The organism is Streptococcus himalayensis, assembly GCF_001708305.1.
In the GTDB taxonomy this organism is placed as follows: Bacteria; Bacillota; Bacilli; order Lactobacillales; family Streptococcaceae; genus Streptococcus; species Streptococcus himalayensis.
Genome location: NZ_CP016953.1, coordinates 1,583,591 through 1,601,986, shown reverse-complemented (window position 1 = coordinate 1,601,986; position 18,396 = coordinate 1,583,591). Strand labels below are relative to the sequence as shown.

Below are 18,396 nucleotides of genomic sequence, written 5' to 3'. Positions count from 1 at the left end.
TTTTCTATGAAATAAAGTGGGCTAGGTAAGAAAAACGGGATGATTTTTTAGCAAATGAAAAGGACAGTGATACAAAAGAGGTAGGAAACATCTAAGAAAGTAGCAAAATCGCTAACTTTGATCTTCATTGATTATAAAAAATGCAATACACGAAAAAACTCGGCTCTATAATATCTGTAGTGGGTAAATCCACTGTAGAGATTATGGAGCCTTTTTCAGTGTAGAAAAAAAGTCCCATATGACCTATAATGAAAAGCGATAAAACCATCATTTAGAAAGACTCATATGGAACAACTAAATCTTATCACAAATTTTCTCAAAATGAAAGACAAAAATATCACGATCACTAATGAATGCGACATGGGAACTCACTTAGAACTCCACGGTCACTTGGATTACACAGCCCCTAAATGCCCTTCCTGCAAGGGACAAATGGCTAAGTATGACTTCCAGAAAGCCTCTAAAATCCCCTACTTAGAAACTGCTGGCTACCCACTACTTATCCGCCTTCGAAAGCGTCGTTTCAAGTGCAAGGAATGTGGGAAAATGGCGGTCGCTGAAACTCCTATTGTTAAGAAGAACCATCAAATATCTGTCGCTGTCAACCAGAAAATCGCACAATTACTCATCGAAAAGCAAGCAATGACACATATCGCACACAGACTCTCCATTTCTACATCTACAGTTATTCGAAAACTCAATGAGTTTAAATTTGAAACGGATTGGGATAAGCTTCCAGAAGTCATGTCCTGGGATGAGTATGCCTTCAAGAAAGGGAAAATGAGCTTTATCGCTCAAGATTTTGACACAAATAACATCATCGCTATCCTTGATGGAAGAACGCAAGCAACCATCCGAAATCACTTTCTGAGATACCCTAGACAGGTCAGAAACCGCGTTAAATTCATCACTATGGACATGTTTAGCCCTTACTATCAACTAGCCAAACAACTTTTTCCTCATGCTAAAATCGTGCTTGATCGTTTCCACGTTGTGCAACATCTCAGCCGTGCTATGAACCGTGTCCGCATACAAATCATGAATCAATTCGATAGAAAATCCCAGGAATACCGTGTCTTAAAACGCTACTGGAAACTGGTACAACAAGATAGCCGTAAACTCAGTGATAAACGATTTTATCGCCCTACATTTCGCATGCATTTGACCAATAAGGAAATCTTAGACAAGCTCCTATCCTACTCAGATGAGTTACGACAACATTATGAACTCTATCAACTTCTTTTATTCCATTTCCAAGAGAGGAACTCAGAGCATTTCTTTGACCTAATTGAGCAAGAAAGAGCCACTGTTAACCCTATTTTCCAGACGGTATTTAAGACCTTTCTAAAGGATAAGGACAAGGTTTTAAACGCTTTGGAATTGCCTTATTCCAACGCTAAATTGGAAGCTACCAATAATCTTATCAAAGTCATTAAACGAAATGCCTTTGGTTTCAGGAACTTTGAAAACTTCAAAAAGCGGATTTTGATTGCCTTAAACATCAAAAAAGAGAAGACCAAGTTGGTCCTCTCTAGGTGTTAGCTGACATCTACCCACTACAGTTGACAAAGAGCCTCTTTTGTCCGCTAAGCTAAAAATGACTATTTTATTTATTCTGAAATCAGGGTTTCAAGACCAACTGTCATCATATCTGTGAAGGTTGTTTGGCGTTCTTCTGCTGTCGTGTCTTCGTCTGGGTTAACAAGGCTATCTGAAATGGTCATAATGCCAAGGGCTTCTACACCATGTTGTGCAGCAAGGTAGTAAAGGGCTGCTGCTTCCATTTCAACAGCATGAACGCCCATGGTGCCTAACTTGATATTTTGCTCAGCAAAGTTTGAGTAAAAGACATCAGACGACAAGACAGAGCCCACATGCGTGGTCATGCCTAATTCTTTAGCGATATGATAGGCCTTGTCCAGCAGATTGAAACTAGCAATCTGTGGAAAGTCATACATAGGCCAATCGTTGCGAATGATGTTTGAGTTTGTCGCTGCTGCCTGGGCCAAGACCAATTCACGGACATGGACATCTGGATTGAGCGAACCTGCGGTTCCCACACGAATCAAGCGTTTTACACCATAGTCCACAATTAACTCACGCGCATAGATAGAAATAGACGGCATTCCCATACCTGTTCCCATCACGCTCACACGCTCCCCTTTGTAAGTCCCCGTATAGCCATACATGCCACGAATTTCGTTGAACAACACCGCATCTTCTAAGAAATTTTCTGCGATGAATTTTGCCCGCAAAGGGTCACCCGGTAATAAAATCTTGTCAGCAATCTCGCCAACTTTTGCTCCAATATGAATAGACATCTCTTCTCCTCTTATAAACCTGCCAAGACTGCTTTGATGAAGCCTTTGAAATCTTCCTTAATGCGTGTTGTCACTTCGACGACTTCTTCATGATTGAGTGAACTTTGGAACCCAGCTGCATAGTTAGTAATCGCTGAAATTCCTAAAACTTTCATCCCTGAATGCACGGCCACAATGACTTCTGGTACAGTTGACATACCGACAGCAGAAGCGCCCATAGTTTGGTAGGCACGGATTTCCGCTGGTGTTTCATAAGTTGGACCAGACACACCTAGATAGACACCTTCTTCTACCTGAACATCAATCTTCTCTGCAATTTCTTTCGCTTTGGCACGGTAATCCTTGCTGTAAGCATCTGACATATCTGGGAAGCGTGGACCAAACTCATCCAAGTTTTCACCAATGAGCGGATTGGTCCCAATCATGTTGATATGGTCATTGATCATCATGAGGGTTCCTGGGCCATAGCCAATACCACCTGCTGCGTTTGTCACGATGATACTATGGCAGCCAAGTGCCTTCATCACACGAACTGGGAAAGTAACGACTTCCATTGGATTTCCTTCATAGAAGTGGAAACGTCCTTGAAGAGCCAACACTTTCTTACCAGCCAAGTCTCCATAAACTAATTTTCCAGCGTGACCGACAACAGTCGATTTACCCCAGTTTGGAATCTCTGCATAGTCGATGACAATCGCATTTTCTACTTCATCAGCCAATTCTCCCAAGCCAGACCCCAAAATCAAGCCAAATTCTGGCGCTGTAAGCCCTTTTGCTTCCAAAAAGTTCTTTGTTTCTTGAATTTTTTCCATTAATGACATCTTTTTTCTTTCTCCTATTAGTTTACAAAGCTACGTTTATATAGCCTATGACTTTCAATATTCGCTTCTGCATCCTTCTCATCCCAGATCTGCAATTCCCAAGGATAGTAGAAATTGCTCTGATTTTTAAAATAGATATGAATACCGACATAACCATCCCTATCTCTGATATACCAATTTTTCAGACTATAGGTTTCCTTCCAATAATCCAAGCGCTCTAAAATCTCCTGAATCTCCTCAGACTGAAGAATCACTCGTGCACCAAAAATATCATTTAAAATATTATTAACTGGATAGTGGCTATCTCTTTTTTTATAGGAATCAATCTTATACAAGATACTTTCTGCCGTCTTGACACGGTAATAATAATGGATATCTTTCACATCCGCACGATACAAATAATCATTGATAGATTCATGTAAATTAAGACGATAGGATAAGATATGCTCAGTCGGAACTCTCCTAAAGGTATGAGAAAGATTGACTTTTTCCACCTTTCCTGTTTCAAAATAATCTTTTGAATACAATTGATGAATGCGATTGATTTCAGCAATCAATCGTTCTACTTGTTCAATCATAGGACCACCTTATTGTGTTTCTGATAATATTGCATATTCTTTCTTCCACTTCCGAATCTTTGTTCGAAAGTTAGTAAAGGGTGCAACGGTATTGATATGAATCCATTTCCAAACAGGCCACTTGCTAGGTGTTGAACTGGCCCATTTTCTGCTCTCTGGCTGAAACAATTCCTCATCGGTGTAGCGATTTACCTGCTCTAAGATAGCGCCCACCTCTTTTTCAAACTGCATCATCAACTCTTGCAAAGAATAGTCTCCATACTCTCTATAAAATTGCTGATAGAGTCCGCCGAGCTGATTCCACTTAAAGTCTCTATGCGGTGTGATTACGTCAAGCCCTGCCTGCTCATCCTTTTCCCAGCCTTGCAACAGTTTCAACCAACCTAATTGATAGGCAAGCATCTGGGCTGGACTGCGATCCACTCCGTCTAGCAACAAATCCTTGTCCTTATCCGAAATTACCGAAAATTCTCCGATAAAGAGGTCGGCTTTCTGCTTTATTTCTGCTAACAAGGCTACCTTGGATTCATATTCTTTCATCTTATACCAATTTATCTAGGAAACTTTCCCCAATTTGGCTCTTTTCAACGCCAAAGTTATCCGCAATCGTTGCTGAGATGTCCGCAAAGTGCCCAACTGGGATATGGCCTGCACCTGTGAGCGATTTGCCAAAAATGAGCAATGGGACATACTCACGGGTGTGGTCTGTTCCGACATAAGTTGGGTCATTTCCGTGGTCAGCCGTAATCATGAGGAGATCATCTTCACGAAGGTTTTCAATAATTTCTGGCAAGCGGGCATCAAATTCTTCCAAGCAATCGCGGTAACCTTCTGTATCCCTACGATGACCATAGACCGCATCAAAGTCCACTAAGTTGGTAAAGGACAGACCTTCTGTAAAGTCCTCATTTTGCAAGACCTTGACAAAGGTATCCACACCGTGGTTGTTAGACTTATTATGACCCATATCGTGGGAAATTCCTGCACTATTGAAGATGTCGTTAATCTTTCCAACACCGTAGGTATCAATACCTGCTGCTTTCAGGTTGTCAAGCACGGTTGGAGCAAATGGGGAAACAGCATAGTCATGACGGTTAGCAGTACGCGTAAAATTGCCCGGTGTTCCCACATAGGGACGCGCGATAATCCGTCCTAATAAAGACGGACGCTCAAGCGTAATCGAACGTGCGTATTCACAGATTTTATAAAGTTCTTCTAGTGGAATAATGTCCTCGTGAGCGGCGATTTGAAGAACAGGGTCGGCAGATGTGTAGACAATCAACTCACCTGTTTCCATTTGACGTGGGCCAAAATCATCAATAACTGCTGTTCCTGAATACGGTTTATTGGCCTCACGAATGATTTTTCGTCCTGAAAATGCCTCAATTTTTTGAAGCAAGTCCTCTGGAAAACCATCCCAGAAGGTATCAAATGGATCGGTGATATTAAGTCCCATAATTTCCCAGTGACCGGTCATGGTATCCTTTCCACGTGATACCTCTTCTAATTTTGTCACATAACCTGTTGGATTTTCCTCAGCAGCAACGGTTTTGAGCGGTGTAGTACGCTCGATATTGCCCAGACCAATCTTTGCCATATTTGGGACGTTCAAACCTGCCGTTTCTGAGATATGACCTAAAGTATCTGACGTCGTATCTGGCTCACCAGCATTAAAAAATTGATCTGCATCTGGTGCAGCACCGATTCCTACTGAATCCAATACCACAACGTGCATGCGTTTAAATTTTGCCATGTTTATTCTCCAATCTTCTTTTCTAAAATTTCTAAACCTTTTTGCCCAGCCACAATGACCGTCTGCACTAGACCGTTAAAGAGACCGTGCTCGACCACGCCAACCATGCTATCTAATTCCTCAGCCAAGGCTAGGGGATCATCAATCTTTTTCAAGTCAAGGTCAATGATAAAGTTTTGCATATCTGTCACGAGACGCTGGCCTTCTTTCTTGCGGAAACTAGGCCGATAGCCTGCTCTCTCAAAACGACGAAAGACCTGCTCTGCCCCGTATTGCACCACTTCGACTGGAAGCTTAAAAGCTCCCAAATGCTCTACGAGCTTGCTTTCATCCACCACCCAAATGTAGTGCTTGGTTGGAATAGCTACAACTTTCTCCATGAGAAGAGCACCCCCTCCGCCTTTAATTCCATTAAAGTGGGGATCGACCTCATCAGCTCCATCAACGGTCACATCCACGTTCTCCACCTGATCGATAGATTTCAGAGGAATGCCTAGGCCTTGCGCCTGCTGGGTCGTGACACTGGAAGTCGTTACCGCTGTGATAGACAAGCCTTCCTCACGGATCCTACGCCCAATTTCTTCCACAAAATAATAAGCAGTCGAACCTGTGCCAAGACCGACCACCATGCCATCTGTCACATATTCTGCAGCTTTAACGCCAGCCATCTGCTTTAAATTTTCCATATTGGCTCCTTTCAACGATGGTTCCATTCTTAATAGAACGTTTTCACCACCCATCATTACTATTATGACACATCTTGCGAAAAACTTCAATGTTGGATTGACGTTCGACAGAAAAATCTGGATTTTATCTTCTAATCAGCTAAAAAAGAAGGTTCTCCCTTCTTTTTAGTTCTATGCTGTTTCTTCAATCATCTTCAGAAGGAAAATATGTACATGCCTGCGTTTTTGGGAATAGGAAGAGATAAAAATTTGTAACCTTTCCCTTCACATAGGTCTTCTATCCTCCCCATTCCATGGAAATCTATTATTATCTATCCTAATGACCGATGGTGCATCTAACATCGGTAACAAGAATTTCTGAAACCAGCATTCAAAAAGTCACTCTTCGTAAGTGTCATTGGAGCTATTAGCTTTCCATGTAGCAAATCCGCACCCAAAGACACTTTCTAGCAGCGTCTTCCAGAGACATTCGTTTGCTCTAAAGGATGCGAGAAATTGAGCTACTTTTTCGAGTGCACCCCATAGCCTTGAGGACACAGTAAATAACGGTTGGATGATCCAAAAATTCGGCAGCTATTTCAGTTTATACTCAATGAAAATCAAAGTTAGCATTTTTCAGGCTTTCTTAGATGTTTCCTACCTCTTTTTTATCACTGTACTTTTCATCTGCTAAAACATCATCCTATTTGACTTACTTAGCCTACTTCATTTTATATAAAAATAAACAGGCTTATATAAAGTAGCTATTTTTAAAAGTACCTGAGTAGCAATAAGCATCTGGATGATCTTCAAGTTCAAGAATTTTTTCTCTTATTTGGCATCTTGCTAGATAAAAAGCTCTCCTGCAGCTGCAAGAGAGCCTTTTATCTTAAATCCTCGTGAGGAGTACTTATTCGCTCAGATGTCTGTCAAAGGCGTTGCCGTGTCTGGCGAGGTATCATAGACCTGAAAATCCACACCGACCCCAAGATCTGCCCGTGCCAGCTGATGGACCATGGTCATGTGAGCCAACTCCTTGATATTATTTTCCTTACTGAGGTGGCCTAGATAGATTTTTTTAGTGCGATTGCCCAAGGTGCGAATCATGGTCTCCGCCCCGTCCTCATTGGATAGATGACCTTTGTCTGAGAGGATCCGCTGCTTGAGGCTCCATGGATAGGCCCCACTTCGCAGGATTTCGATATCGTGATTGGACTCGATTAGATAGCCATCGGCATTTTCGATAATGCCCGCCATGCGGTCACTCACATAGCCCGTATCCGTCAGCATAACAAAGCTCTTATCATCCTTCATAAAGCGATAAAACTGAGGTGCTACCGCGTCATGGCTGACCCCAAAACTTTCGATATCCAAGTCCCCAAAGGTCTTGGTCTTGCCCATTTCAAAGATATGCTTTTGGCTGACATCAATCTTGCCCAAAGCTGTGTCCATAGCTTGCCAAGTCTCCTCATTGGCATAGATATCCAGATGGTACTTGCGGGCCAAGACTCCTACCCCGTGGATATGGTCCTTATGCTCATGGGTGACCAAAATCGCATCCAAATCCTCGGGCTTACGCCCAATCTCTCCGAGGAGACTGGTGATTTTCTTGCCCGAGAGACCTGCATCTACTAAAATTTTCTTCTGATCAGTCTCCAGATAGAAGCAATTTCCACTGGAGCCAGAAGCTAAAATACTATACTTAAATCCTTTACTACTCATCTATCCTTCTATTTCTTCCTCGTCCCAGTCCTCTTCTTTCACCGCATCCTTGTCATAAGGCAGGACAATGGTAAAGGTCGATCCTTCGCCGTACTGGCTTTTGGCCCAGATGAAGCCATTGTGCTGTTTGACGATTTCCTTTGCGATAGCAAGACCCAGACCAGTCCCCCCTTGCTCCCGACTTCTCGCCTTATCCACTCGGTAAAAGCGGTCAAAAATCTTGGGCAAATCTGCCTTTGGAATTCCCAAGCCTTCATCTGAGATGGAGACAATCATCTGGGTTTCGGTCGTTTTCATGCTAACGGTAATCTTCCCTCCATCTGGTGAGTATTTAATAGCATTGTTCAAGAGATTATCGATGACTTGGGTCATCTTGTCCGTATCAATCTCCACCCAGACCGAGTTAATCGGATAATTGCGAACCAGCTCATATTTCTTATTCGCATCCTGTCCCCTCATCTTATCAAAGCGATTGAGGATAAAGGTGATAAAGGCCGTAAAGTTGGTCAGCTCAATATCCATCTGGGTGGCCGCATTGTCAATGCGGGATAGATTGAGTAAGTCTGAAATCATCCGCATCATGCGATTGGTCTCATCGAGCGATACCTTGATAAAATCAGGTGCCACAGGCTCACTCAGTGCTCCCTCATCCAGTGCTTCTAGATAGGACTTGACACTAGTCAAGGGGGTACGCAGCTCGTGGCTGACATTCGAGACAAAGAGTCGTCGCTCTCGCTCTTCCTTTTCCTGCTCGGTCGTATCGTGTAGAACAGCCACCAAGCCAGAAATAAAGCCAGATTCCCTACGAATCAGAGCAAACCGCACTCGCAAACTCAAGTATTCTCCATTTTCATCCTGCGAATCAATGGTCACATCTGGAACCTTGGTAATCAAATCGCGCAGCTCGTACTCTTCTTCAATGCCTAGGAGCTGTAAAATGTTGAGATTTTCAGCTTCTTCCTTTTTGACCCCTAGCTGACGTGCTGCCATGTCATTGATCATGATAATTTTGCCCCTACGATTGGTCGCAAGCACCCCGTCTGTCATGTAAGATAAGATACTGTTTAGCCGCTTACTTTCCTGCTCAAGATTTTCATGGGTCAAACGAATGACCTCAGAGAGGTCATTTAAACTATTGGTAATGTCCGTAATCTCAGGCCCACCCTGCATGTCAAGCACTTCAGAGTAATCTCCTGCAATCAAATCCTTGACCTTTTGGTTGAGCTCTCGAATTCTTAAATTATCCCTGCGATTCTCCAAGGTTAACAGAGCAATCACCAGAACAAAACCCAAAATAAGCAGGACAAAGATAAAATCCTTAGATACTATAAAACTTTTAATGGTTTCAATCATTATTTCTCATGTAATAGCCCACACCACGACGCGTTAAGATATATTCTGGTCGGCTTGGGACGTCTTCAATTTTTTCTCTCAAGCGACGAATGGTCACATCCACCGTCCGCACATCTCCAAAATAATCATAGCCCCAGACAGTCTCGAGCAAATGCTCTCGTGTCATCACTTGACCTACATGCGTAGCTAAGTGGAGCAAGAGCTCAAATTCACGATGAGTTAATTCCAATTCCTTGCCTAGTTTTTTCGCAACAAAAGCATCTTTTAGAATTTGAAGCTTGCCGATGGTAATCTCGGTCTGCTCAGCTTGGGCGTCTTGATTTTCAGGGGCCAGCTCCGCACGACGCAAAATAGCCTTGACACGCGCTTGCAACTCCCGATTGGAAAAAGGTTTGGTCACATAATCATCCGCCCCAATCTCAAGTCCGATGACCTTGTCAAACTCACTATCCTTGGCAGATAGGACAATAATCGGAACATTGCTGGTTTTGCGGATGGTCTTTGCGACCTCTAATCCATCAATCTCTGGCAACATCAAGTCCAAAATCAAAATGTCAGGACGCTCTGCCTCAAACATCTCCAGGGCCTCACGACCATTGAAAGCCGTCAGTACTTCATAGCCTTCCTTGACCATGTTAAACTTGATAATATCTGAAATGGGCTTTTCATCATCTACAACTAATATTTTTTTCATGTCTTTCACCTTCTTTGTTAACCATTATAGCAAAAAATGAAAATTGCCGCTACTAAGTGCTATAGGCAAGTTTCATCTTTTGCAAGATTAAAGATTAATAAAGACATTTTCAAAAAAAGAAGGTATAATAGAAAGGAAAGGAGATTAGAATTTACATGGATCATTACTCTCGTAAACAAAAAAAGTCTGAAACACATCTACTCCCCAAAAAACAAGATATTGCTCAAGGATTTACCACACTTCAAAAAACGATTGCACTCATCGGTAGTATTCTGAGCTTGATTACAGCCTCCATCACGATTCATAATGCCTTGAATAAAGACAAGGAAAAGAGTGATTCGGAGCCAAAAATTGAACAACAAACAGTTATCCGAGAAATCGAAAAAGAAGTGTCTACTCCAACTTTAGAGACGCAAGAGCAAGGGACGACCTTGCCATCGGAAAGCTCTGTGAGTGAGACAGAAGCTAGCAGTCTTCCTAGCTCTAGTGAAACAGCTGTTGTCTCGACCCCAGAAATAACCACACCATCCATCGAAACGTCCCCAAGCACAAATGAGTAAATAGCTGCAAAAAGCTGGGAAATTTGTACCGACCTCCCTATCGTTAGATTTTTGTCTAACTTTTGGGGATCGATCCAAATTTCCCAGCTTTTTTATCTTCAAATACGATTCATCATTAATGGGCATCGCCATTCCAAATCGAATTTTTCACGATGACATAATCCACATGTTTCAAGCTCGAAATATCTTTGCCACCTGCATAAGAAATGGAGCTTTGCAAATCTTGTTCCATTTCAATTAAGGTATCTTTCAAATGTCCTTTAGCTGGCAACAAAATTTTCTTACCTTCTACGTTCTTATACGCTCCTTTTTGGTATTCAGACGCAGAACCGTAGTATTCCTTGAATTGTTCACCATCTACTTCGACCGTTTTTCCTGGGCTTTCAATGTGACCAGCAAAGAGTGAGCCAATCATGACCATGCTTGCCCCAAAACGAATAGATTTGGCAATATCACCATGGGTACGAATACCCCCGTCTGCAATAATCGGCTTGCGCGCAGCTTTGGCACACCAGCGTAGGGCTGCTAATTGCCATCCACCCGTACCGAAGCCAGTCTTGACCTTAGTGATACATACTTTCCCTGGGCCAATTCCAACCTTGGTCGCATCTGCTCCTGCATTTTCCAATTCACGAACTGCCTCAGGTGTTCCAACATTTCCTGCAATGACAAAAGTATCAGGTAATTCTTTTTTGATATGTTGAATCATTCGAATCACACTATCGGCATGACCATGAGCAATATCAATGGTAATGTATTCTGGTGCATCATCTTTCAACTGGGTCACAAACTCATACTCGTATTCTTTCACCCCAACTGAGATAGAAGCAATCAAGCCCTGTTCATGCATACGCTTGATAAAGGGAAGTCGTCCAGCCTCATCAAAACGGTGCATGATATAAAAATAACCATCTTTTGCCAGTTGCTCTGCTACATTTTCATCAATAATAGTCTGCATGTTTGCAGGTACAACCGGTAATTTAAAGGTATGGTTGCCCAAAGTCACCCGAGTATCTGCCTCTGCACGGCTCTTAATAATACATTTATTTGGAATCAATTGAATGTCTTCATAGTCAAAAATAGGGAATTCGTTAAGCATCTCAGCTCTCCTTTAGATAAAATGACCTACCTATGCTATCTTGCATCGCTACGCCTTTCTTGACGTTTCCTTATGAATTATAACACAAAGTCCAGTTTTTGTAAAATTTTATCAATCTTTTTAAAATAAAGTTCGGAAAAAATAGAGAGGTCTCCCTCTCTACAATAACAAATCTTTCACTGCTCCAATCTGAGATTTCGGAATAACTAAGCAAATCATATCTCCCAAATAAAGATGGGTACTGCCATTAACTGTCTGAGATTTTCCTTGATGAATTTGCATGGTAATCAGGATATCCCTCGGTAGGTCTAATTCGTGGACCTGTTTTCCAGCTATTTTCTCAGACACAGGGATTTCGATTAAGGTCGTCTCCCCACTCTCGTCCACCTGTTCAGGCAACATTTTTTCAAGCATAGCCTCATAAATCGGTGTCCCTTTTAGTAAATCCATTACAATATAGGCTACCAAGGTGACCAAACCAAGCGGCATGAGATTGCGGATGTCTCCTACCATTTCCGTGACTAAAATCATAGCTGTCAAAGGTGCCTTGGAAATCGCTCCGAAATAACCGCTCATTCCTAAAATGATAAAAATAGGAATTTGTTGCTGCGAAATAACACCCATTGTAAAAAATAAAGAACCAAAGATAGCGCCTAGTAATGCTCCTAAGGTGAGCATGGGCAGGAAAATCCCTCCTGGCAGACCACTTCCATAACTCACCATGCTCCACACAAAACGCAGAATTACGTACAATAGCAAAGTTGACACTAGATAGGATTGGCTCGTCAAGGATAAAATCAGCTGGTGACCGCCACCCAACAGTTGAGGAGCCAGTATTCCAATTGGTACAATCAACAAAGAAGCCACAGCAGGATAGAAATGAGCAGAAAGGTGGAACTTTGCCCCTATCCAGGCATAGGCATCTCCAATTCTTAAAATGACTTTCTCATAAATGAACCCAGCCAAGCCTAAGAAAAGCCCAAAGCCGATTAACAGCCAGTATTGCCCCAAGGATAAGGCTGGAAGATTATCCGGCATATCTAGGACAGGATCCAAACCAAATATCCAGAGGGACACAACATTTGCTGTTAAACTCGCTGCTAAAGTCGAAACCCAAAAAAATCGAGAAAAGTGATGATAGATTTCTTCTACTACAAATAATAAGCCTGCAATCGGCGCATTGAAGGCTGCTGCTAAGCCTGCTGCTGCCCCGCTAGCAATTAAGGAGCGTTCTTCAACAGGACTTAGCTGTAGCTGTTTTGCCACACCTTTTCCAGTCATAGCCCCTAATTGAATACTGGGGCCTTCTCTTCCCAACATCAAACCGCTAGCGATGGACACCACTCCTAACACATATTTCTTCCAAAGGACACTCCACCAATCTGAAGACATCAAGCCCTTGAGCTCTGCCTCAATCTGAGGAATTCCAGATCCCTTAATATCTTTTTCACTTTGTAGGAGAACCTTTGCAAGGAAAATCAAGCCTGCATAAAGTCCAAGAATACCTCCAAAGAAAATAGGATTTGAGGGAATGTTCAAATACAAACCTTGGACAATATGAAATCCTTTTTCAATCAACAAACGAAAGGAACCGACGACACCTCCGACTACTAGGCCAACCAAAATCCCCCTAACGACTTGACCGATAATCGAGCTGGAGAGAAAGGCAAACTCTTTCTTACTATTGGATACACCACTTTTCATATCATTCTCCTCATATTTTCTAGTTCTATTCTACCACAATCCAGCAGACTTTTCGAGAAAATTTCAGCATTTCATGCCGTTGGTAACAGATAGTCAAGGAATACCCTGAAAACAGCCTCGTATTGTAATACTCCATAAAAGAGAGCCGGTATTATCCCAGCTCTCTTCTTTACATTTCAACGATTTTTCCTGTCTCAAAATAGACAACCCATTCGCAGATATTTTTTGCATAATCGCCAATCCGTTCCAAATAGGAAATGACTTCGAAATAATCACGGCCTGTAATCACCAATTCTGGATTTGCCTTGATTTCCTCGGTGGCTAAATCTCGGATTTGATCGAAATACTCATTGATTGTTTCATCCATCATGGCTACTTCGTAAGCTTGGTCGGCATTGCCATTTAGGTAGAGGTTGAGTGTTTCTTCGACAAAGTTCTTCACCTCACGCCCCATTTTGCTAATCGCCTCTTCAACGGACTTGATTCGCATTTCTCCCTTCATACGAATAGTCGCCTTGGCAATTGACACCGCATGGTCTCCCATCCGCTCCAAATCGCTACTGGCTTTTAAAATGGTAATGACCGTTCGCAAATCTTGCGAAACCGGCTGTTGAAGAGCGATGATTTCGAGTGATTTTTTCTCTAATTTCATTTCGTACTCATTAACATCTGTATCATCAGCAATGACTTCTTGTGCCAACTCACGATCATGCGACACAAAAGCTCGCACCGTACGATTGATTTGTCCAAGAACTTCATTTCCCATCGCGTAGAATTGATTGTCTAGTTTTTCTAATTCTTCTTCAAATTGTGTCCGTAACATATCTTTCCCCTTATCCAAATTTTCCTGTGATGTATTCTTCTGTTTCTTTATTGCGAGGATTCAAGAAGACTTCCTTGGTCGTATTGTATTCGATTAAATCGCCACCTAGGAAAAACCCAGTTCGATCAGAAATCCGTGACGCCTGCTGCATGGAACGTGTGACCAAGACCATGGTGTACTTGTCCTTCAAACCATACAAGGTTTCTTCAATCTTTCCAGCTGAGATAGGATCAAGGGCGGATGTTGGTTCGTCCAGCAAGATGATTTTAGGGCTCGTTGCAAGAACCCGTGCTACACAGACCCGCTGCTGCTGTCCACCCGATAAGCCAATGGCAGAATCATGCAAGCGGTCCTTGACCTCATCCCAAATGGAAGCCCCCATCAAGGAAGTCTCAACAGCCTCGTCTAAAATATGCTTGTCTTTCACTCCATTAATGCGCAAGCCATAGACCACATTTTCATAAATGGTCATTGGGAAAGGATTGGGCTGTTGGAATACCATTCCAATCTCTTTTCGCAAATCAACTGTATCCGTACGAGGACTGTAAATATTATGTCCATTGTAGGTAATGGCTCCTGTCAAGGTCACCTCTGGATTCAAATCCCCCATACGGTTAATTGAACGTAAGAGCGTTGATTTTCCAGAACCAGAAGGACCAATCAGGGCTGTAATCTCATTTGGATAAAAATCAATGGAAACATCGTTCAAGGCCTTTTTCTTATTGTAATAAACAGACAAGTCTTTAACTTGTAAAATCGGTGCTGTCATCAAAGTTCCTTTCTATCCAAAGTGTCCTGACACGTAGTCGTTTGTTGATTGTAATTTGGCATTTTGGAAGATATTGGCTGTTTTATCATACTCAATCAAATCTCCCAAATAAAAGAAGGCTGTGTAATCACTGGCGCGTGCTGCTTGTTGCATGTTGTGAGTCACAATGATAATCGTATAGTTCTTTTTCAATTCGAACATGGTTTCTTCCAACTGCATAGTGGCAATCGGATCAAGTGCTGAAGCAGGCTCATCCATGAGGAGAATTTCTGGTTTCACTGCGATAGCACGAGCGATACACAAGCGTTGTTGCTGTCCTCCTGATAATGTCAAGGCTGACTTATGTAAATCATCTTTGACTTGATCCCAGAGAGCGGCTTGTTTGAGCGAAGTCTCCACAATCTCATCCAAGACTTTTTTATCTTTGACACCCGCACGTTCATGCGCAAAGGTGATATTGCGGTAAATGGATTTAGCAAAGGGATTGGGACGCTGGAAAACCATTCCAATGTGCTTACGCATTTCGTAGACATTGATTTCAGGGTGGTTCACATCCACACCTTCATAGAGAATTTCTCCTGTAACCTTAGCAATATCAATGGTATCATTCATACGGTTCAAACTACGAAGATAGGTTGATTTCCCAGAGCCAGACGGGCCGATGAGGGCTGTAATTTTATGTTTTTCAAACTGCATATCGACACCCTTAATCGATTCCTTACTACCATAATAGACATGTAAATCCTTGGTTTCTAAGGCAATCTTCTCCTGAGGAAAGGTGATGATATGCTTTTCATTCCAATTGTATTCTGCCATTTTTTCTCCTCTACTCTAGGTTGCAGATGTTAATTTTGCATGCAATTTTTTACCGATATAACGTGCAGATACGTTGAAAATCAAAATGAAAATCAAGAGAATAGCTGCACTACCAGCTGAAACCTGCGTTGCATCTGGAATCGTTCCTTCACTATTAACCTTCCAGATGTGAACTGCCAGCGTTTCTGACTGACGGAAAATCGAAATCGGACTGGTAACACTCAAAGGATTCCAGTTTGACCAATCAAGGGCTGGCGCTGATTGACCTGCGGTGTAGATAAGAGCCGCAGCTTCCCCAAAAATACGACCAGAAGCAAGGACAATTCCGGTTACAATTCCTGGAAGTGCTTCAGGGATGACAACGTGAAATACTGTTTCCCAACGTGAAATACCAAGAGCTAGACCAGCTTCGCGCTGCGTATGGTGAACATGGCGCAAACTATCTTCGACATTGCGCGTCATTTGTGGCAGATTAAAGACCGTCAAAGCTAAGGCACCTGATAAGATAGAAAAGCCGTATTGAAATTGGACAACAAAAATCAAATAACCAAAGAGACCAACAACCACAGAGGGAAGAGAAGACAAAATTTCAATACAGGTACGGATAAAATTGGTCAAGCGACCCTTTTTCGCATATTCTGCCAGATAAATTCCTGCACCCATTGAAAGTGGAACAGAAATCAAGAGCGTAATCACTAATAGGAAGAAGGAATTATAGAGCTGAATGCCAATTCCTCCACCTGCTTGATAGGAAGAAGATTTCCCAGTTAGGAAAGACCAACTCACATGAGGAAGACCTCGGAGCAAGATATACAAAATGAGGGAAGCTAAAATGGCAACGATAATAATCGCTATCGAGTACAAAATCCCTGTCGCTAATTTATCAACTTTTTTAGCGTGCATAGTTTCTCTTCCTCTCTCTTGTAATAAATTTCATAATCAAGTTAAAGACTAAACTCATCAATAATAGAACGAGAGCCAATGACCAGAGAACATTATTTTGGACAGTGCCCATAACCGTATTTCCAATTCCCATGGTTAAAACAGATGTTAGAGTTGCAGCTGGTGTTGTTAAAGAAGTCGGTACAACTGCTGAATTTCCTACGACCATTTGAATTGCAAGGGCTTCACCAAAGGCACGAGCCATTCCAAAGACAACCGCAGTAAAAATACCAGACTTGGCTGCATGTAAGGTCACACGCCAAATTGTTTGCCAACGAGTAGCTCCCATGGCAAGACTTGCTTCACGGTAATGACGTGGCACTGCTTTCAAGCTATCAACCGTCATAAAGGTTACCGTTGGCAAAATCATAACAAAGAGGACAAAAACCCCTGATAAAATACCAAAACCTGTCCCACCGAAAATCGAGCGGACAAAAGGTACAACAACCTGAAGGCCAATAAATCCATAGACAACGGATGGAATCCCAACCAAGAGTTCGATAACTGGTTGCAAAATCTTGGCACCATATTTCGGCGATACCTCAGTCATAAATACGGCTGCTCCAATTGCAAAAGGTGTTGCAATAAGGGCAGATAAAATCGTCACAATAAAGGAGCCAGCAATCATTGGAAAAGCACCGAAGGACTTAATGGCTGGTTTCCAAACGGTTCCAAATAGAAATTCAAAGATGTTGACACCATTCACAAAGAAGGTCGACAAACCTCTTTGGGCAACAAAGAGTAAAATCATCGCTACGATGAATACAATCAAGGCTAGGCAAAGAAAGGTAATGCTCTTTCCAAATTTCTCTAAGCGAGAATTTTTAGAAGGGGACAGCAATTCTTTGGCAAGTTTTTCATTTTTCATGCTTACTTCTTCTCCTTCACTGTACCGTCTGCGCTCTTAGTTACTTTCATATCATTGACTGAAATATAACCCATATCAACGACAATTCCTTTTTGAATTTTTTCAGACATGACATAGTCTAGAAATTCCTTTTCAAGGCCAGTCGCTTCACCCTTGGTATACATGTGTTCATAAGACCAGATTGGCCAATCATTGGTAACAACATTGTCCATTGTAGGTTCAAAACCATTCAACTGAATTGTCTTTACTGAGTTATCGATATAGGAAAAGGCAAGATAGGAAATCGCCCCCGGAGTCTGGGAAACGATTGATTTGACCATTCCGTTTGAGTCTTGTTCTAGACTCTGTGCTGCTTCTTCCCCTTTCATCACAACCGTATCAAAGGTTGCCCGTGAACCAGAACCGACTGCCCGGTTAATAATGGAAATCTCTAAATCTTTTCCACCTAGTTCTTTCCAGTTTTTAATGTCACCTGTAAAAATCTTCTTGAGCTGATTAAGGCTAATATCCTTGACGTTGACGTCCTTATTCACGATGACAGCAATACCTGCAACAGCTACTTGGTAATCGACCAACTGGCTCGCATCAATTCCTGATTTTTCTTCAGCAAAGACATCACTATTTCCAATCTGAACAGCACCTGACTGAACTTGAGACAGGCCTGTACCAGACCCACCACCTTGGACATTCACCGTTTTGCCCTTATTTTCAATGCTAAATTCATCAGCGGCTGCTTCAACTAAGGGCTGAAGAGCGGTCGATCCCACTGCTGTAATGGATTCTCCACGGTCAATCCACGAAGCACAGGCAGACAAACTCAATCCCAGAGCTGCAATCAGCATAGAAGAGAGAATTTTGTGTTGTTTTTTCAATCTTTATCTCCTTTAGAATAAGTGGGAAATGCTCTC

19 protein-coding genes and 1 pseudogene are annotated in these 18,396 nt (G+C 42.2%); 2 read left to right on the top strand and 18 right to left on the bottom strand.

The annotated features are described in order from the left end of the window. Window positions 1–285 precede the first annotated feature (285 nt). A complete protein-coding gene (locus BFM96_RS07480; RefSeq protein ID WP_068988908.1) occupies window positions 286–1,542 on the top strand; it encodes an ISL3 family transposase in 1,257 nt (418 codons plus the stop codon). A 68-nt stretch (window positions 1,543–1,610) separates the two neighbouring features. Here the strand turns inward: BFM96_RS07480 and deoD are convergent, their stop codons facing one another. The 10 genes and pseudogenes from deoD to yycF all read right to left on the bottom strand — a co-directional run bounded on the left by deoD (window position 1,611) and on the right by yycF (window position 9,907). Further along, entirely contained in the window at window positions 1,611–2,321 is a 711-nt protein-coding gene (gene deoD, locus BFM96_RS07475) for a purine-nucleoside phosphorylase (protein ID WP_068992458.1), read from the bottom strand. Between the two features lie 11 nt (window positions 2,322–2,332). Beyond that, the gene (locus BFM96_RS07470; protein ID WP_068992455.1) at window positions 2,333–3,142 is read right to left on the bottom strand and encodes a purine-nucleoside phosphorylase; all 810 of its coding nucleotides are present in this window, start codon (window positions 3,140–3,142) and stop codon (window positions 2,333–2,335) included. A 17-nt stretch (window positions 3,143–3,159) separates the two neighbouring features. Beyond that, window positions 3,160–3,720, bottom strand: coding sequence for a nucleotidyltransferase family protein (locus tag BFM96_RS07465; RefSeq protein WP_068992452.1), 561 nt, complete (start codon window positions 3,718–3,720; stop codon window positions 3,160–3,162). 9 nt (window positions 3,721–3,729) lie between these two features. After that, window positions 3,730–4,260 carry a ClbS/DfsB family four-helix bundle protein gene (locus tag BFM96_RS07460; RefSeq protein ID WP_068992449.1) on the bottom strand — a complete coding sequence of 177 codons (531 nt, stop codon included), beginning with the start codon at window positions 4,258–4,260 and terminating at the stop codon, window positions 3,730–3,732. 1 nt (window position 4,261) lies between these two features. Beyond that, a complete protein-coding gene (locus BFM96_RS07455) occupies window positions 4,262–5,473 on the bottom strand; it encodes a phosphopentomutase (RefSeq protein ID WP_068992446.1) in 1,212 nt (403 codons plus the stop codon). A 2-nt stretch (window positions 5,474–5,475) separates the two neighbouring features. Further along, the gene (gene rpiA, locus BFM96_RS07450) at window positions 5,476–6,159 is read right to left on the bottom strand and encodes a ribose-5-phosphate isomerase RpiA (RefSeq protein WP_068992444.1); all 684 of its coding nucleotides are present in this window, start codon (window positions 6,157–6,159) and stop codon (window positions 5,476–5,478) included. A gap of 233 nt (window positions 6,160–6,392) precedes the next feature. Beyond that, window positions 6,393–6,629, bottom strand: a pseudogene (locus tag BFM96_RS11545) (IS630 family transposase); the annotation flags it as partial. Window positions 6,630–7,056: 427 nt separating this feature from the next. Beyond that, the gene (locus BFM96_RS07445) at window positions 7,057–7,860 is read right to left on the bottom strand and encodes an MBL fold metallo-hydrolase (RefSeq protein ID WP_068992441.1); all 804 of its coding nucleotides are present in this window, start codon (window positions 7,858–7,860) and stop codon (window positions 7,057–7,059) included. After that, window positions 7,861–9,213, bottom strand: coding sequence for a cell wall metabolism sensor histidine kinase VicK (gene vicK, locus BFM96_RS07440; RefSeq protein WP_068992437.1), 1,353 nt, complete (start codon window positions 9,211–9,213; stop codon window positions 7,861–7,863). Beyond that, window positions 9,206–9,907 carry a response regulator YycF gene (gene yycF / locus BFM96_RS07435; RefSeq protein ID WP_068992434.1) on the bottom strand — a complete coding sequence of 234 codons (702 nt, stop codon included), beginning with the start codon at window positions 9,905–9,907 and terminating at the stop codon, window positions 9,206–9,208. Before yycF ends, vicK begins: the two co-directional genes overlap by 8 nt. 155 nt (window positions 9,908–10,062) lie before the next feature. Here yycF and BFM96_RS07430 point away from each other — a divergent pair, with 155 nt between their 5' ends. Beyond that, window positions 10,063–10,467 (top strand): DUF6556 family protein, encoded by a 405-nt coding sequence (locus BFM96_RS07430; protein WP_068992431.1) that lies wholly within the window; start codon window positions 10,063–10,065, stop codon window positions 10,465–10,467. A gap of 115 nt (window positions 10,468–10,582) precedes the next feature. Here the strand turns inward: BFM96_RS07430 and guaC are convergent, their stop codons facing one another. The 8 genes from guaC to BFM96_RS07390 all read right to left on the bottom strand — a co-directional run bounded on the left by guaC (window position 10,583) and on the right by BFM96_RS07390 (window position 18,330). Further along, the gene (gene guaC, locus BFM96_RS07425) at window positions 10,583–11,566 is read right to left on the bottom strand and encodes a GMP reductase (RefSeq protein ID WP_068992429.1); all 984 of its coding nucleotides are present in this window, start codon (window positions 11,564–11,566) and stop codon (window positions 10,583–10,585) included. A 159-nt stretch (window positions 11,567–11,725) separates the two neighbouring features. Beyond that, window positions 11,726–13,270, bottom strand: a complete 1,545-nt coding sequence (locus BFM96_RS07420) for a ClC family H(+)/Cl(-) exchange transporter (protein ID WP_068992426.1) — start codon at window positions 13,268–13,270, stop codon at window positions 11,726–11,728. 169 nt (window positions 13,271–13,439) lie between these two features. Continuing rightward, the gene (gene phoU / locus BFM96_RS07415; RefSeq protein ID WP_068994254.1) at window positions 13,440–14,093 is read right to left on the bottom strand and encodes a phosphate signaling complex protein PhoU; all 654 of its coding nucleotides are present in this window, start codon (window positions 14,091–14,093) and stop codon (window positions 13,440–13,442) included. A gap of 10 nt (window positions 14,094–14,103) precedes the next feature. Continuing rightward, window positions 14,104–14,862, bottom strand: a complete 759-nt coding sequence (gene pstB / locus BFM96_RS07410; RefSeq protein WP_068992423.1) for a phosphate ABC transporter ATP-binding protein PstB — start codon at window positions 14,860–14,862, stop codon at window positions 14,104–14,106. A gap of 12 nt (window positions 14,863–14,874) precedes the next feature. After that, entirely contained in the window at window positions 14,875–15,678 is an 804-nt protein-coding gene (pstB, locus tag BFM96_RS07405; protein ID WP_068992420.1) for a phosphate ABC transporter ATP-binding protein PstB, read from the bottom strand. Between the two features lie 15 nt (window positions 15,679–15,693). Next, on the bottom strand, window positions 15,694–16,581 hold the full coding sequence (pstA, locus tag BFM96_RS07400) for a phosphate ABC transporter permease PstA (RefSeq protein WP_068992417.1): 888 nt from the start codon (window positions 16,579–16,581) through the stop codon (window positions 15,694–15,696). Continuing rightward, window positions 16,571–17,488, bottom strand: a complete 918-nt coding sequence (gene pstC / locus BFM96_RS07395) for a phosphate ABC transporter permease subunit PstC (RefSeq protein ID WP_067089696.1) — start codon at window positions 17,486–17,488, stop codon at window positions 16,571–16,573. Before pstC ends, pstA begins: the two co-directional genes overlap by 11 nt. A gap of 2 nt (window positions 17,489–17,490) precedes the next feature. Continuing rightward, the gene (locus tag BFM96_RS07390) at window positions 17,491–18,330 is read right to left on the bottom strand and encodes a phosphate ABC transporter substrate-binding protein PstS family protein (protein WP_068994253.1); all 840 of its coding nucleotides are present in this window, start codon (window positions 18,328–18,330) and stop codon (window positions 17,491–17,493) included. Window positions 18,331–18,396: the final 66 nt, after the last annotated feature.

Bases quoted from the DNA above. Each gene is read 5' to 3' on its own strand.
- BFM96_RS07480 (WP_068988908.1), top strand. From the start codon at position 286: ATGGAACAACTAAATCTTATCACAAATTTTCTCAAAATGAAAGACAAA.
- deoD (WP_068992458.1), bottom strand. From the start codon at position 2,321: ATGTCTATTCATATTGGAGCAAAAGTTGGCGAGATTGCTGACAAGATT.
- BFM96_RS07470 (WP_068992455.1), bottom strand. From the start codon at position 3,142: ATGTCATTAATGGAAAAAATTCAAGAAACAAAGAACTTTTTGGAAGCA.
- BFM96_RS07465 (WP_068992452.1), bottom strand. From the start codon at position 3,720: ATGATTGAACAAGTAGAACGATTGATTGCTGAAATCAATCGCATTCAT.
- BFM96_RS07460 (WP_068992449.1), bottom strand. From the start codon at position 4,260: ATGAAAGAATATGAATCCAAGGTAGCCTTGTTAGCAGAAATAAAGCAG.
- BFM96_RS07455 (WP_068992446.1), bottom strand. From the start codon at position 5,473: ATGGCAAAATTTAAACGCATGCACGTTGTGGTATTGGATTCAGTAGGA.
- rpiA (WP_068992444.1), bottom strand. From the start codon at position 6,159: ATGGAAAATTTAAAGCAGATGGCTGGCGTTAAAGCTGCAGAATATGTG.
- BFM96_RS07445 (WP_068992441.1), bottom strand. From the start codon at position 7,860: ATGAGTAGTAAAGGATTTAAGTATAGTATTTTAGCTTCTGGCTCCAGT.
- vicK (WP_068992437.1), bottom strand. From the start codon at position 9,213: ATGATTGAAACCATTAAAAGTTTTATAGTATCTAAGGATTTTATCTTT.
- yycF (WP_068992434.1), bottom strand. From the start codon at position 9,907: ATGAAAAAAATATTAGTTGTAGATGATGAAAAGCCCATTTCAGATATT.
- BFM96_RS07430 (WP_068992431.1), top strand. From the start codon at position 10,063: ATGGATCATTACTCTCGTAAACAAAAAAAGTCTGAAACACATCTACTC.
- guaC (WP_068992429.1), bottom strand. From the start codon at position 11,566: ATGCTTAACGAATTCCCTATTTTTGACTATGAAGACATTCAATTGATT.
- BFM96_RS07420 (WP_068992426.1), bottom strand. From the start codon at position 13,270: ATGAAAAGTGGTGTATCCAATAGTAAGAAAGAGTTTGCCTTTCTCTCC.
- phoU (WP_068994254.1), bottom strand. From the start codon at position 14,093: ATGTTACGGACACAATTTGAAGAAGAATTAGAAAAACTAGACAATCAA.
- pstB (WP_068992423.1), bottom strand. From the start codon at position 14,862: ATGACAGCACCGATTTTACAAGTTAAAGACTTGTCTGTTTATTACAAT.
- pstB (WP_068992420.1), bottom strand. From the start codon at position 15,678: ATGGCAGAATACAATTGGAATGAAAAGCATATCATCACCTTTCCTCAG.
- pstA (WP_068992417.1), bottom strand. From the start codon at position 16,581: ATGCACGCTAAAAAAGTTGATAAATTAGCGACAGGGATTTTGTACTCG.
- pstC (WP_067089696.1), bottom strand. From the start codon at position 17,488: ATGAAAAATGAAAAACTTGCCAAAGAATTGCTGTCCCCTTCTAAAAAT.
- BFM96_RS07390 (WP_068994253.1), bottom strand. From the start codon at position 18,330: ATGCTGATTGCAGCTCTGGGATTGAGTTTGTCTGCCTGTGCTTCGTGG.